The sequence below is a fragment of the Cellulomonas sp. Marseille-Q8402 genome (assembly GCF_965119525.1).
The window spans coordinates 959,411-973,140 of record NZ_CBCPLX010000002.1 but is presented as its reverse complement, the minus strand read 5'-3'; the positions used below and the strand labels follow the sequence as shown (position 1 = coordinate 973,140).

Genomic DNA, 13,730 nt, shown 5'->3' with positions numbered 1-13,730 from the left:
CTCCGGTCCGGTGCCCGTCACGCCGTGGCAGGGTGGCCCCGTCCCCGTCCGGGGGCGGGGCCGCTCCGCTGCGGCTCCCCGCGCCGTCCCCGGCACGACCCCGCCCGCCACGCCCCCGGAGGACCCGCTGACCCCGGACCCGCTGACCCAGGACCCGACCCCGCCGACGTTCACCGAGCTGGAGGCCCGGCGGCTCGGCCGCGTCCGGCGGTTCTTCGCCCGCCGTCCGGTGGCGTCGGACGTGCTGGTGTGCGTCCTGTACGTGCTGGCCGCCGTGACGGGCGTCGGCCCGGACCTGTCGGCGATGTCGGGCGCCGGTGCGTGGTCCGCGCAGACCCGGGAGGTGCTGTCGATCGCGCTGACGGTGCTCGGTCTGGTCGCCCTGGTGTTCCGCCGCCGGTGGCCGGTCCGCGTCGCGATCACGCTGGCCGGGCTCGCCGTCGTGCACGTGCTCGTCACCGGCTGGGTCGGCGCGTTCGTCATCGGGTTCGCGCTGGCGCTGTACGTCGTCGCCGCCGCCCGGCCGCAGCGCCTCGGCTGGCTGGTCCTGGGGTCGGCGACGGCCGCCGTGCTCGGCGCGCTGCTCCTGTGGGGCGGCGTCGAGGGACCGCCCACGCCGGGTGACGGGGTGACGGTCACCGGTGCCGACGGCCGGGTGATCCAGCCGGGGTCGGCGACCGCGGCGAGCACGGACACCCCGTCCTTCCTGCTCGCCGGCCTCGTGGCCCTGGCCGTCGGCGCCAACGTCCGCGGCCGGCGCCTGCACACCCGCGCGCTCGTCGAGCGGCACCAGCAGCTGATGGACGCCGGCGAGCAGCACGCGAAGCTCGCGGCGGCCGCCGAGCAGGCGCGGATCGCCCGCGAGATGCACGACGTGGTCGCGCACGGCCTCACCGTGATGATCGCGCTGTCCGACGGTGCCCGGGTCGCGGTACGCCGGTCCCCCGACGACGCCGAGCACGCGCTGGACCTGCTGTCCGAGACCGGGCGGTCCGCGCTCGCCGACATGCGCCGGATGCTCGGCGTGCTGCGCGGCGCCGACGTCCCCCTCGAGCCGCAGCCCGGCAGCCAGGACCTCGAGGCGCTGGTGCAGCAGTTCCGCGCCGCGGGGCTCACGGTCCACCTGACCACGACCGGCCCGCCGCTGCCCGACGACGCCGCGCTGGCCCTGACCGTCTACCGGGTGGTGCAGGAGTCGCTGACCAACGCCCTGCGGCACGCGGGTGCCGGCGCCCGGGTGGACGTCCTGGTGCGGCACGGCACCGGCCGGGTGGGCGTCGAGGTCGTCGACGACGGCGGCGGCGCGCGCCCGGTGCCCGACGCCGAGGGCGAGCCCGGCCGGCTGGGCCGGATCGGCGAGCGGCTGACGGAGCGGCGCGACGACCCGCTGGAGGCCCGGACCGACGCCGCCGGGGACGCGCACGTCGTCGCGCCGCCCGCCCGCACCGGCCGGGGCCTGGTGGGGATGCGCGAGCGCGCGGCGGTCTACCGTGGCTCCGTCGCCGCCGGCCCCTCGCGGTCCGGCTGGCGGGTGCACGTGGAGCTGCGCACCGACGACGACCCCGGCACCACCCCGACCGACCTCCAGGAGCACGCGTGACCTCCGCCCCGCACGATCCCGCACGCAGCACCGGCAGCGCCGGCGGCGCTGAGCCGCCGGCGGCGCGCACGGGCCCGGTCCGGGTGCTGCTGGTCGACGACCAGCCGCTGCTCCGCATGGGCTTCCGCCTGGTGCTGGACGTCGAGGACGACCTCACGGTGGTCGGCGAGGCCGGCGACGGCGCCGAGGCGCTGCGGCAGGTGGCGGCGCTGGACCCCGACGTCGTGCTGATGGACGTGCGCATGCCCGGGACCAACGGCATCGAGGCCACCGAGCGGATCGTCGCGTCGGGGTCGCGGTCCCGCGTGCTGATCCTCACGACGTTCGACCTGGACGAGTACGCGTTCGCCGCGCTGCGGGCGGGTGCCAGCGGCTTCCTGCTCAAGGACGCCCGCCCGGCCGAGCTGACGGCCGCGATCCGCGCGGTCGCCACCGGCGACGCCGTCGTGTCCCCGCGGGTGACCCGCCGGATGCTCGAGCTGTTCTCCGAGGCGCTGCCCACGGCGGACGCGCGCCCCGCGCCGCAGACGGACGCCCGGATCGACGACCTCACCCACCGCGAGCGCGAGGTGCTGCTCGCGGTGGCCGAGGGGCTGTCGAACGCGGAGGTCGCCGAGCGGCTGTTCCTGTCGGAGGCCACCGTGAAGACCCACGTGGGGCGGATCCTCGCGAAGCTCGGCGTGCGCGACCGGGTGCAGGCCGTCGTGCTGGCCTACGAGTCAGGCCTCGTCGGTCGCTGACGCCCCGGCGGTGCTCGCGGCGTGCCGGCCCTGCTCGGGCAGACCGTCCTGCGCGGCGCCGGAACGGGCGCCCGTGCGCCCGGCCTCCGCGCGCGCCACCGCCCGCCGCTCCCCGCGGCGCTCGGTCAGCGTGTAGAGCACGGGCACCAGCACCAGGGTCAGCAGCGTCGAGCTGAGCAGGCCGCCGATCACGACGATCGCCAGCGGCCGGGAGATGAACACCCCGCCGCCGGTCAGGCCGAACGCCATCGGCAGCAGCGCGCAGATGGTGGCGGCGGCGGTCATGACGATCGGCCGCAGGCGCTGGCGGGCACCCTCGACGACCGCCACGTCCAGCGGCCGGCCGTCGCGCCGGTACTGGTTGACCAGGTCGATCAGCACGATCGCGTTGGTGACGACGATGCCGATCAGCATCAGCACGCCGATCAGGGCCGGGACGCCCAGCGCGGTCGACGTGACGAGCAGCCCCAGCAGCGCGCCGGTCGCGGCGAACGGCACCGACACCAGCAGCACGACCGGCTGCCGCAGCGACCGGAACGTCGCCACCATCACCACGTACACGATGGCGATGGCGATCAGCAGCGCGAGCCCGAGGTCGGCGAACGCGTCCTGCTGGTCGGAGGACACGCCGCCGATCGTCACCGAGGCGCCGGCCGGGACGTCGATCCCGTCCACCACGGCCTGCAGGTCCGCCGTCAGCGTGCCGAGGTCCTGGCCCGCCGGCGTGGCGGACACGGTGGCGGCGCGCTGCCCGTCGATCCGGGTGACCGACGTCGGCACGTCCACCACGTCGACCGACGCCACGGCGGTCAGCGGCACCACCCCGGCGGCGGTGGGCAGCACGACGGCGCGCAGCTCGTCGACGGTCGCGGGCGCCTCGCCGGTGCGGACGACGACGTCGACCGGGCCGTCGCCGAGGTCGAGCTGCCCCGCGGCCCGCGGGCTCAGGAGCCCGGCCAGGGTGCCGGCGACCTGGGTCTCGGTCAGGCCCGCCGCGGCGACGGCGTCCCGGTCGACCGCGACGCGCACGGTCGGCTGCTCCGCCGCGAGGTCGTTGGTGACGTCGGTCGTGCCGTCGACGCCGCGCACGGCCTCCTCCACCTGCGTGGCGAGGTCGGCGAGCGTGTCGCTGTCGGCGGCCTGCACGACCACGTCGACCGTCGAGCTGCCGTACGCGGCGTCGCCGCCGGACACGCTGAGCGTGCTGTCGTCGCCGGCGGTGACGTCGGAGCGGATCGCGTCCTGGAGGTCCGCGGCGTCCGCGTCGGCGTCGAGCGTGAGCGCGTACGTCGCCGAGGGGGCGCCGCCGCCGCCGAAGAACGCGGCCGCGCCGCCCGCGGACCCGACCGTGGTCTGCACGGTGGCGACGCCGCCGAGGTCGGCGAGCTGCTGCTCGACGCCCCGCGCGGCCTCGTCCTGCGCCGCCAGCGAGGTGCCCGCGGGGAACGTCTGCGTGACGGTGACGGTGTCCTGCCCCGTCGAGTCGAGGAAGTTGGTCTCGAGGCGCGGCGCGAGGGCCAGGGTCCCGCCGAGCACGGCGACCGCGATGCCGAGGGTCCACACCGGGTGCGCCAGCGCCGTGCGCAGGGTGGCCAGGTAGCCGCGCTGCATCCGGTTGCTGCGCTCGGCCTCCTCCGCGCGGGCCCGGTCGGCGCCGCCCTTCGGCGCGCGCAGGAACCAGTACGCCAGCACCGGGACGATCGTGAGGGCGACCAGCAGCGAGGCGGTCATCGCGATGGCCACGGTCAGCGCGAACGGCCGGAAGAGCTCGCCCACCATCCCGCCGACCAGGCCGATCGGCAGGAACACCGCCACGGTCGTGACCGTCGACGCGGTGATCGCGCCGGCCACCTCGCGGACGGCGGTGAGGACGGCCGTCAGCTTGTCCTCGCCGTACGACAGGTGCCGCTTGATGTTCTCGATGACGACGATCGAGTCGTCGACCACACGCCCGATGGCGACGGTCATCGCGCCGAGCGTGAGGATGTTGAGCGAGTAGCCGCTGACCTGCAGGCCGATGAACGTCACCAGCAGCGACAGCGGGATCGAGATCGCCGACACCAGGGTCGAGGCGATCGAGGCGAGGAAGACGAGGATCACGACCACGGCGAACAGCAGGCCGAGCCCGCCCTCGGTCGCCAGGCCCTCGATCGACTCCTCGATGAACGGCGCCTGGTCGAACACCACGGCCACCTGGCCGTCGCCGAGCACGGGCTCCAGCTCGTCCAGCGCCTCGGTCACCCCGTGCGAGACGTCGACCGTGTTGCCGTCCGGCGTCTTGGTGATCGCGATGCCGAGGGCCGCGTCGCCGTCCAGGCGGGAGTAGGACGTGGGCTCGGCGGCGCCCTCGGTCACCGTGGCGACGTCGCCGAGCGCGACCGCGGCACCGGTCGCGGAGGCCAGCGGCAGCGCGCGCAGGTCGTCGACCGAGGTCAGCGCGGCGCCGACCTGGACGGACAGCGTGCGGTCCCCGTCGTCGACGGTGCCGGCGGGCAGCGCCACGCCGTAGTCCTGCAGCAGCGTGGTGACCGCCGCCGGGGACACGCCCGCGGCGGTCGCGGCCGCCAGGTCCAGGTCGACGGTGACGAGGTCCTCGGTCGTGCCGGTGAGGGTGACGTCGCGGACGCCCTCGATCTCCTGCAGGCGCGGCAGCACCTGGTCGTTCAGGGTGGCGACGAACGCGGGGTCGACCGTCGCCCCGTCTCCCCCGGTCACGGCCAGCTGCACCACGGGCAGGTCGTCGATCGACCCGGTCACGACCATCGGCTCGACGTCGGCCGGGAGGGTCGACGCCGCGCGGTCGAGCGCGCGCTGCACGTCCTGCGCCGCGTCGCCGGTGTCCGTGCCGTACGTGAGCATCACCGTGGTCGTCGACAGGCCGGACGAGGCGGTCGACTCGACCTCCTCGACGCCGGCGACGCCGGACAGCGCGGCCTCGAGCGGCTCGGTCACCTGCTGCTCGACCAGGTCCGGCGAGGACCCCGGCGACGCCGCGACCACCGCGACCGTGGGGATCTGCAGCGACGGGATGAGCTCCTGCTTGAGGGAGCCGAGGCTCACGACGCCGAACACGGCGATGGCCGCGGTGACGAGCGCGATGACGGCGCGGTTGGCCAGCGACAGCCGGGTCAGACGGGACATGCGCGCTCCACGGTCGTGCCCGGGACGGCTCCGGGCGGTCAGGCACAGGACGACCGCGCCACCCGGCCGTCGTGGCCTGGAGCGCGGTCGTCGGGTCCAACGGGCGGTGCACCCGCACGGTTCCCAGCGGGCTCACACCTCGCCGACGGCCTCCTCCGGGGTGCCCTCGACGGCGCGTGCGGCGCGGTCCCACTGCCGCCAGGTCAGCCGCTCGCCGACGGCGTGCGCCATGCCCTGGCCCTTCCAGGCGAAGGCCACCACGCCGATCACCAGCACGCCGGCGCCGACCCAGTACGGGGCGGTCGCGCTCACGGGGTGCAGCAGCCCGGCGATGACCGGGGCGGGGGCCGCGAAGCCCCAGCGGACCAGGTTGAACGCCGCGGTGGTGGTGCGGCGCTCGGCGCCGCCGATGCCGAGGGCGAGATCGGTCAGGTTCGCGTTCGCGATGCCCATGCAGACACCGGCGACGACCAGCACGACCACGGCCTCCGCCGTACCCGCGCTGGTGGCGAGCAGCACCAGGGTCACGAGCAGGCCGGCGATCGCGATGCCGACGGTGGCGACGGCGCCGACGCGGTGCGCCAGCCGGTGGCCGACCACGAGGATGCCCACGGCCAGCCCGATGCCCCACGCGGTGAACACCAGGCCGAGCGGGACGACGTCCAGGCCCAGGAACACCGGGGTGTAGCCGAGGATGACGAAGAACACGAAGTTGTACGCGCCGGTGACGACGCACAGCGTGCGGAACGCCGGGCGGCGGTACGGCTGCCACACGTCGCGCAGCGTGAGCGGGGTCGGCGGGACCTCGGGGTCGCGGAGCCGGGTGATCGACATCGCCAGCGCGACGAGCATGAAGACGCCGCAGGCGGCGAACGGGACGCGCCACGAGATCTGGCCGAGCAGGCCGCCGATCAGCGGTCCGACGGCGAACCCGAGGCCGACGCAGGTCTCGAACAGCTCGACGACCCACTCGCGGTCGGAGGCCAGCGCGACCAGCAGCACCATCGCGGTGGCGAAGAACATCGCGTTGCCGAGGCCCCACAGCCCGCGGAGCACGGCGAGCTCGAGGATGGTGCCGGACAGCGCGGCGAGCACCGCGGCGACCGCCACCGTCGTGACGCCCGTGGCGAGCACCTTCCGGTAGCCGAACCGGCCGGTGGCGAGGACGGCGGGGATCATCCCGACCGCCATGACGATCAGGTAGGCCGTGAAGAGCAGCTCGATCTGCCAGGTGGAGGCGCCGATCTCCGCGCCGATCACGGGCAGGATCGGGTCGACGACGGCGATGCCCGCGATCGCGAAGAACGCGGTGAGCGCCGTGGCGTAGATGGCGGTGCGGTGCGGTTCGGGGTGCCGGCTGGCCATTCGGGTCCTTCCCGGGTTCGTGATGGTTTATCTGTATCATACACGCATATCTCCAGCCGGTCGTGGCAGACTGCGCAACCCGGACGAGGACGAGGTGAGGCATGCAGCAGGACGACGCCGTGCGGACGATCGAGGCCCAGGTGGCGATGCTCCTGCGCCTGTCCGACCGGACCCGCCGCTCCGCGAGCCGCGCGCGCGGCGAGCTCGAGCGCTCCGCCTACCTGGTGCTGGGGGTGCTCGCGGAGGAGGGGGCCACCAGCGTCAACGCCATCGCCGACGCGCTGCGGCTCGACCCCTCGACGGTCACCCGCCAGGTGCTCGCGATGGAGCAGGCCGGGCACGTCCTGCGCAGCACCCACCCGGGCGACGGCCGGGTCACCCTGGTGGAGCCGACCGAGGCCGGGATCGCCGCGCTCGCCGAGACCCGGGAGGTCCGCGCGCGGCTGTACGGCGAGATCCTCGACGCGTGGCCCCGCGAGGACCTGCGGCAGCTCGCCCGCCTGCTGACCCGGCTCAACGCCGACGTCGACACCTGGGGCCGGGCCACCACCGGCCGCTGACCCGGCGTGTGAGGACGGTCACGAACCGCGTGACGCGTCCCGCCGCGACCACCTACGCTCGACCCCGGCGCCACCGGCCACGCCCCCAGGGCCGGTCGCCGCTCCACGCCGCTCCGCCCGGCACCTCGTCTCCATCGGAAGGTGCTTCCCGCGTGAACTCGCTCCCCACCACCCCGGCACCGCGCCGCCCGCGCGCGACCGGTCTGCTCGCCACCGTGCTGCGCACGGAGCGCCTGACCCCGGCGATGGTGCGCCTCACCCTCGGCGGGCCCGGCGTCGCCGGCTACGTCCCGTCGCCGCACGCCGACTCCTACGTCAAGCTCGTGCTCCTGCCCGGGGCCGGCGCCACCGCGTCCGGCGCCGACGTGCTCGCCGGCTGGACCACGCCCGACGGCCGGGTCGACCTCGAGGCCGCGCGCGCCGCCCTGCCCGCCGACGCCCAGCCGCGGATGCGCACCTACACCGTGCGGGCGTTCGACGACCTCGAGCTCACCCTGACCGTCGACGTGGTCGTGCACGGCGCGGCCGGCATCGCCGGGCCGTGGGCGGCCGCTGCGCGGCCCGGTGACGAGGTGGTCGTCGTCGGCCCCGGCGGCGGGTACTCCCCCGACCTCACCGCCGACCACCACCTGCTCGTCGGCGACGCGTCCGCCCTGCCCGCCGTCGCCGCGTCGCTCGAGCGGCTCGGCGACGCGGCCTCCGGGTACGCGGTCCTCGAGGTGCACGACCGCGCCGAGGAGGTCGCGCTGCACGTGCCCGACGGCGTCGCGCTGCGCTGGGTGCACGCCGGCGACGCCGCGCCCGGCGCCCGGCTGGTCGAGGCCGTCCGCGCCTGGGCGTGGCCCGCCGGCCGCGTGCACGCGTTCGTCCACGGCGAGGCCGGGTCCGTCCGCGAGCTGCGCCGCTACCTCCGCATCGAGCGGGGGCTGCCCACGGCGGACCTGTCGATCTCCGGCTACTGGCGGCTCGGCGCCGACGACGAGGGCTGGCGCGCGGGCAAGCGCGACTGGCTCCGCGGCATCGAGGACGCCGAGGCCGCCGCCGGCCTGGACTGACCCGCGGCCGGCGGCGCCCCGGCCCCGAGGTCGTCATCCGTGCACCATGTCGTCAGTCCTGCGGGACGACCTCGTGCGGTGATGACGACCTCGCCCGGCGGCGCCGGGTGCGCGGCGGGCTCAGCCCGCGACGTGCCAGGGGCGGTCGGGGTCCGTGGGGCGGGGGTCCGCCGTGACCTCGATCGCGTAGGTGGCCGGTGGCGGGCCGTCGGGCACCGCGCCGAGGTAGCGGTGGCCGGTCATCCGGCACCACGCGGGCAGGTCGATCGGCGCCACGGGGTCGGAGGTCGTCAGGTGCACGACGGTGCCCGCCGGGAGGTCGCGCGCCCGGGCGCGCAGCAGCACCAGCAGCCGCGCGCACCCCAGGTCGCCGCCGTCGACGCGCACCACGGGCGACGGATGCGGGTTCGGCACGAGCCGACAGTAGCCCGTGCCCGCACCCGGCGAACGGGCCCGGCGCGCCCGGTCAGACGACGCCGGTGAGCCCCTCGCGCGCCGAGGGCAGCCCGGGACCCGTCGGGCTCTCCAGCATCGCGCCGGCGATCAGCCCGGAGGCGACCTCCCGCGCGTCCCGGTCGAGCGAGGCGTGCTTGACGTACGCGATCGCCTCCGACGCGTCGCACCCGCGCTGCGCCATGACGACGCCGATGGCCCGGTCGATCAGCGGCTGCGTGCGGCTGCACGCCAGCAGGTCGTCCATGGTCTGCGCCAGCGCGATCACCTCGTCGCGGGCGGCGACCACGGAGGCCAGCCCCTCGGCGAGCCCGGTGGCCCGCACGACGACCTCGTCCCAGGGCTGCGTCGCCGCGGCGTACAGGGCCAGGTAGACGGTGACGTCCCGGTGCGTGCCGGCGACGAACCCGGCGGAGCGGAAGCCCTGGACGGCGCAGGAGTGCGTCCAGACGGGCCACCGGCGCTCGGCCGTCGTGTCCGGCACGACGACCGGGGCCCCGGCCTCGCGCACCAGGTAGCGCGGCCCCTGGCGGTGCCGGTCCTGGGTGCCGTCGCAGCGCGCGACCGCGACGGAGCCGGCGGACAGCCAGCGGTCGACGCCGCGGACCGTGGCGGTCGCGCACGCCTGGGCCTGGACGCCGAGCGTGCGACCGGCGTGCGTGGTGAGGGTGTGGATCAGCGCGTCGAGGGAGGCGTCCGCGTCGATGCGGACGGTCTCGTCGCCGGCCGGCACGTGCATGGGTGGTCCTGACGTCGTGCGGCGCTGCGCGGCCCTGCACAGGCAGGCATCGTCCCCCGCTCCCGGCACGTGCGCCAGGGGTGCGGGGCGACGCCCCGGACGCCGCGCGCGCAGCCGCAGGCCACGCGGCCGGGTCCGGCCCGCGCGGGCCGGACCCCGACCGTGTGCCGAGACGTCGTGTCTCAGGCGGCGGCCGAGCCGGGGCGCAGCAGCACCTTGGTCCAGCCGTCCTCGCGGTTGTCGAACCGCTCGTAGCCCTCGGCGGCCTGCTCCAGGGGCAGCTCGTGCGACACGATGAACGACGGCGTCGCCCGGCCCGCGACGATGAGGTCGCGCAGCTGGCGGTTGTAGCGCATCACCGGTGCCTGGCCGGTGCCCATGCGCTGGCCCTTGGTGAAGAACGTGCCGTAGTCGAACCCGATCCGGCCCTTCTTCGCGCCCTCGTCCGCCGCGCCGGGGTCCTCGGGCATGTAGACGCCGACGACGCCGATGCCCCCGGTCGCCCGGACCACGGCGACCAGGTTGTCGAGCACGAGCTCCGGGTGCTCCTGACCGGACGGGTCGTGCGCCTGGTAGCCGACGGCCTCGACGCCGCAGTCGGTGCCGCGCCCGTCCGTGGCGTCCATGATCTGCTCGACGGGGTCGCCGGCGGAGAAGTCGACGCCGACGGCGCCGATGCTCTCGGCGAGCCGCAGCCGGTCGGGCTCCTTGTCGACGACGAACACGCGCGAGGCGCCCCGGATCAGGGCGCTGTGCGCGGCCATCAGGCCCACGGGGCCGGCGCCGAAGACCGCGACGTCGTCCCCGGGCTGCAGGCCCGCCAGCTCGGTGCCGTGCCAGCCGGTCGGGAAGATGTCGCTGAGCATCGTGAAGTCGTTCTCGTGCTCGGTGCCCTCGGGGAGCTTCAGCAGGTTCACGTCGCCGTACGGGACCCGCAGGTGCTCGGCCTGGCCGCCGTCGTACGGGCCCATGTTCGCGTAGCCGTACGCGGCGCCGACCATGCCCTCGACCGGGTTGGTCCGCAGGCAGAACGACGTCCACCCCTGCAGGCAGTTCCGGCAGGTGCCGCAGGCGATGTTGAACGGCACGCTGACCCGGTCGCCCACCCGGATCCGGGTGACGGCGGGGCCGACCTCCTCGACGACGCCCATGTTCTCGTGGCCGAGGACCTTGCCCTCCTCGACGCTGGTGCGGCCCTCGTACATGTGCAGGTCCGAGCCGCAGATGTTGGTCGTCGTGATGCGGACGAGGACGTCGGTCGGCTCCTCGATCCGCGCGTCCGGGACCTCGGTGACCTCGACCTGGTTCGGTCCGCGGTAGACGACAGCACGCATGGTGACCCTCCTCCGGCGGCGCGGGTGGCCGCCTCCGACGCCGCGGGCTGGGTGCACGGCAGGTGCTGCGATCCTCCGCCGGGCCCGGGTCCCCGGCATCTCGGGCCGGCTGGGGGTGCCGCCGCGCCGGGCCCGTCCTAGCGTGGAGGTCCGGCGTCGGCACCCGGCGCCGGGACGCGATCCCCGAGGAGGCACCGTGGCACACGCCGAGATCGACGACGAGCTGTGGCAGGAGTTCCACGACGTCGTGAACATGACGTCCCGCGAGCTGCAGGACTGGCTGATGACCCGCGACGCGGGCACCGACACCGAGCCGCTGCCCGACGAGGCCGGCCCGGACCGGTCGCAGGGCGTGCTGGCGATCCTGGGCAAGCGGCGGACGGACCTGACGCCGGACGACGCGCAGGTGATGCGGTCCGTCGTCGACACCGTCCGCTCGCTGCGCGGCGAGGAGCCGGAGCCGACCGCGGGCGACGCGGCGTGGCGCCACCGGCTGATGTCGGTGGGGCACGACCCGCTCAAGCCCTGACCCCGGTTCCGCTACCTACCGGACGGTAGGTAGAGTGGCGGCCGGTCCGACGGCGGACCGGCCGGACCCGCGCCGCGCGGCGCCGCCCGGCTTCGCGCGACGAAGGGTGAACCGGTGGACGAGCTGCTGTTCGGTGCGGCGTACTACGACGAGTACATGCCGACCGACCGCATCGAGACCGACGTCGAGATGATGAAGGCGGCGCACATCACCGTCGTCCGCATCGCCGAGTCGACCTGGAGCACGCTGGAGCCGCAGCCCGGCGTCTTCGACTTCACGCACGTGGACCGCGCGCTCGACGCCTTCGAGGCGGCGGGCATCCACGTCATCGTCGGCACCCCGACGTACGCGGTGCCCGCGTGGCTGGTGGCCTCGCACCCCGACGTGCTCGCGACGACGCGCGCGGGCGAGGGGCGCTACGGCGCGCGGCAGATCATGGACATCGCCAACCCGGCGTACCGGTTCTACGGCGAGCGCGTGATCCGGCGGCTGATGGAGCGCACCGCGCACCGCCCGGGCGTCATCGGCTTCCAGGTCGACAACGAGACCAAGTACTACGACGCTGCCTCGCGCGACGTGCAGCGCGCGTTCGTGAAGTACCTGCGCGCCGAGTTCCACGACGACCTCGACGCGATGAACCGCGCGTTCGGGCTGGACTACTGGTCCAACCGCGTGGACGCCTGGGAGGACTTCCCCGACGTCCGCGGCACGATCAACGGCTCGCTCGGCGCGGCGTTCGACACGTTCCGCCGCCGGCTGGTCGAGGAGTTCCTCGGCTGGCAGGCGGGCATCGTGCGCGAGTACGCCCGCGAGGACCAGTTCGTCACGCAGAACTTCGACTTCGACTGGACGCCCGGGTGGTCCTACGGCCTGCAGCCGTCGGTCGACCACTTCCGCGCCGCCGCGACCGTCGACGTCGCCGGCGTGGACATCTACCACCCGACCCAGTCCCGCCTGACGGGCAAGGAGATCGCCTTCGGCGGCGACATGACCCGCTCGATCAAGGGCGGTGCCAACTACCTGGTGCTCGAGACCCAGGCGCAGGGCCAGCTGGCCTGGCTCCCCTACCCCGGCCAGCTGCGCCTGCAGGCGTACAGCCACCTGGCCAGCGGCGCCGACGGCGTCATGTACTGGCACTGGCACTCGATCCACCACTCCTTCGAGACGTACTGGAAGGGCCTGCTCAGCCACGACCTGCAGAGCAACCCCACCTACGAGGAGGCCGGCGTCTTCGGCGGGGAGATCGCGCGGGTCGGCTCGTCGCTGATCCACCTGCGCAAGCAGAACCGCGTCGCGGTCATGGTGAGCAACGAGGCCCTGACGGCGCTGCAGTGGTTCACCCTCGAGACCGGGTTCGTCGACGGCGTGTTCGGCAGCTCCATCGGCTACAACGACGTGCTGCGCTGGGTCTACGACGCCCTGTTCGAGCTGAACGTCGAGGTCGACTTCGTCTCCGCCGAGGACACCGGCCTGGGCCGGTACGACCTGCTGGTCGTCCCCGCGCTGTACGCCGCGCCGCAGGCCACGGTCGACCGGCTCGACGCGTTCGTGCGGGCAGGCGGGCACCTGGTGACGACGTTCCGCACGGCGGTCGCCGACGAGCACGTGCAGGTCTGGCACGACACCGCACCGCACGGTCTGGTCGAGGTCACCGGCGCGTCGTACAACCAGTTCACCGTCCCGGACGGCGTCGGCCTGACCCTGCACGGCGACCTCGCCGACGCCCCCGGGGCGGCTGCCGGTGCCGAGGCCGGCGCGCTCCGGTTCATGGAGCTGCTCACCCCGGACGGCGCCGAGGTGCTGGCCGGGTACGACCACCCCGCGTGGGGGCGGTACGCCGCGATCACCCGGCACCGCACGGGCGACGGCTCGGTGCTGCACATCGGCACGATGACATCGTCCGAGCTGGTCCGGGCCGTGCTCGCCGTCGCCGTGCGCGACGCCGGGCTGGCCGGCTGGCCGCAGGACCTGGCCGGCACGGTCAGCGTCCGCCGCGGCACGAACGCCCGGGGCCACGCCGTGACGTACCTGCTGAACTACTCGGCCGCGCCGGTCACGGTGCCGGCGCCCGTGGCGGGCCGCTCGGTGCTCGACGACCGCGACGTCGCCGCCGGCACGGAGCTGACCGTCGGCCCGTGGGACCTGGTGGTCCTGGAGTCCTGACCGGCCTGCCCCGGCGCGCCACCCGCGGGCGCGCCGGGAGGCTAGGGTCGC

At 75.1% G+C, this 13,730-nt stretch carries 11 protein-coding genes; 6 read left to right on the top strand and 5 right to left on the bottom strand.

The annotated features are described in order from the left end of the window. The first annotated feature begins 10 nt into the window (after window positions 1-10). Together ACWPWW_RS15400 and ACWPWW_RS15395 are read left to right on the top strand one after the other, a co-directional pair. Window positions 11-1,600, top strand: coding sequence for a histidine kinase (locus ACWPWW_RS15400; RefSeq protein ID WP_454051217.1), 1,590 nt, complete (start codon window positions 11-13; stop codon window positions 1,598-1,600). 116 nt (window positions 1,601-1,716) lie between these two features. Continuing rightward, a complete protein-coding gene (locus ACWPWW_RS15395; RefSeq protein WP_454051840.1) occupies window positions 1,717-2,340 on the top strand; it encodes a response regulator in 624 nt (207 codons plus the stop codon). Here ACWPWW_RS15395 and ACWPWW_RS15390 read toward each other — a convergent pair. Next, the gene (locus ACWPWW_RS15390) at window positions 2,320-5,481 is read right to left on the bottom strand and encodes an efflux RND transporter permease subunit (protein ID WP_454051216.1); all 3,162 of its coding nucleotides are present in this window, start codon (window positions 5,479-5,481) and stop codon (window positions 2,320-2,322) included. The genes ACWPWW_RS15395 and ACWPWW_RS15390 overlap by 21 nt on opposite strands. A gap of 132 nt (window positions 5,482-5,613) precedes the next feature. Further along, complete coding sequence (locus ACWPWW_RS15385) at window positions 5,614-6,846, bottom strand: MFS transporter (RefSeq protein ID WP_454051215.1); 1,233 nt, start codon at window positions 6,844-6,846, stop codon at window positions 5,614-5,616. 101 nt (window positions 6,847-6,947) lie between these two features. On the opposite strand from ACWPWW_RS15385, the gene ACWPWW_RS15380 reads away from it, so the two are divergent. Both ACWPWW_RS15380 and ACWPWW_RS15375 read left to right on the top strand, forming a co-directional pair. Beyond that, a complete protein-coding gene (locus tag ACWPWW_RS15380) occupies window positions 6,948-7,406 on the top strand; it encodes a MarR family winged helix-turn-helix transcriptional regulator (protein WP_454051214.1) in 459 nt (152 codons plus the stop codon). Between the two features lie 152 nt (window positions 7,407-7,558). Beyond that, a complete protein-coding gene (locus ACWPWW_RS15375) occupies window positions 7,559-8,461 on the top strand; it encodes a siderophore-interacting protein (RefSeq protein WP_454051213.1) in 903 nt (300 codons plus the stop codon). Between the two features lie 120 nt (window positions 8,462-8,581). Here ACWPWW_RS15375 and ACWPWW_RS15370 read toward each other — a convergent pair whose 3' ends face one another. From ACWPWW_RS15370 to ACWPWW_RS15360, 3 genes are all read right to left on the bottom strand, one after another. Beyond that, entirely contained in the window at window positions 8,582-8,875 is a 294-nt protein-coding gene (locus ACWPWW_RS15370; protein ID WP_454051212.1) for a sulfurtransferase TusA family protein, read from the bottom strand. 52 nt (window positions 8,876-8,927) lie between these two features. Continuing rightward, window positions 8,928-9,653, bottom strand: coding sequence for an ANTAR domain-containing protein (locus tag ACWPWW_RS15365; RefSeq protein WP_454051211.1), 726 nt, complete (start codon window positions 9,651-9,653; stop codon window positions 8,928-8,930). A gap of 182 nt (window positions 9,654-9,835) precedes the next feature. Next, window positions 9,836-10,987: a glutathione-independent formaldehyde dehydrogenase gene (locus ACWPWW_RS15360; RefSeq protein ID WP_454051210.1), complete on the bottom strand. Its 1,152-nt coding sequence runs from the start codon at window positions 10,985-10,987 to the stop codon at window positions 9,836-9,838. A 196-nt stretch (window positions 10,988-11,183) separates the two neighbouring features. Here ACWPWW_RS15360 and ACWPWW_RS15355 point away from each other — a divergent pair, with 196 nt between their 5' ends. After that, window positions 11,184-11,516 carry a DUF3140 domain-containing protein gene (locus tag ACWPWW_RS15355; RefSeq protein ID WP_454051209.1) on the top strand — a complete coding sequence of 111 codons (333 nt, stop codon included), beginning with the start codon at window positions 11,184-11,186 and terminating at the stop codon, window positions 11,514-11,516. A 114-nt stretch (window positions 11,517-11,630) separates the two neighbouring features. Beyond that, a complete protein-coding gene (locus ACWPWW_RS15350; protein ID WP_454051208.1) occupies window positions 11,631-13,679 on the top strand; it encodes a beta-galactosidase in 2,049 nt (682 codons plus the stop codon). Window positions 13,680-13,730: the final 51 nt, after the last annotated feature.

Coding starts and splice junctions, on each gene's coding strand:
- ACWPWW_RS15365 (WP_454051211.1), bottom strand. CDS start 9,653: ATGCACGTGCCGGCCGGCGACGAGACCGTCCGCATCGACGCGGACGCC.
- ACWPWW_RS15390 (WP_454051216.1), bottom strand. CDS start 5,481: ATGTCCCGTCTGACCCGGCTGTCGCTGGCCAACCGCGCCGTCATCGCG.
- ACWPWW_RS15395 (WP_454051840.1), top strand. CDS start 1,717: ATGGGCTTCCGCCTGGTGCTGGACGTCGAGGACGACCTCACGGTGGTC.
- ACWPWW_RS15360 (WP_454051210.1), bottom strand. CDS start 10,987: ATGCGTGCTGTCGTCTACCGCGGACCGAACCAGGTCGAGGTCACCGAG.
- ACWPWW_RS15380 (WP_454051214.1), top strand. CDS start 6,948: ATGCAGCAGGACGACGCCGTGCGGACGATCGAGGCCCAGGTGGCGATG.
- ACWPWW_RS15385 (WP_454051215.1), bottom strand. CDS start 6,846: ATGGCCAGCCGGCACCCCGAACCGCACCGCACCGCCATCTACGCCACG.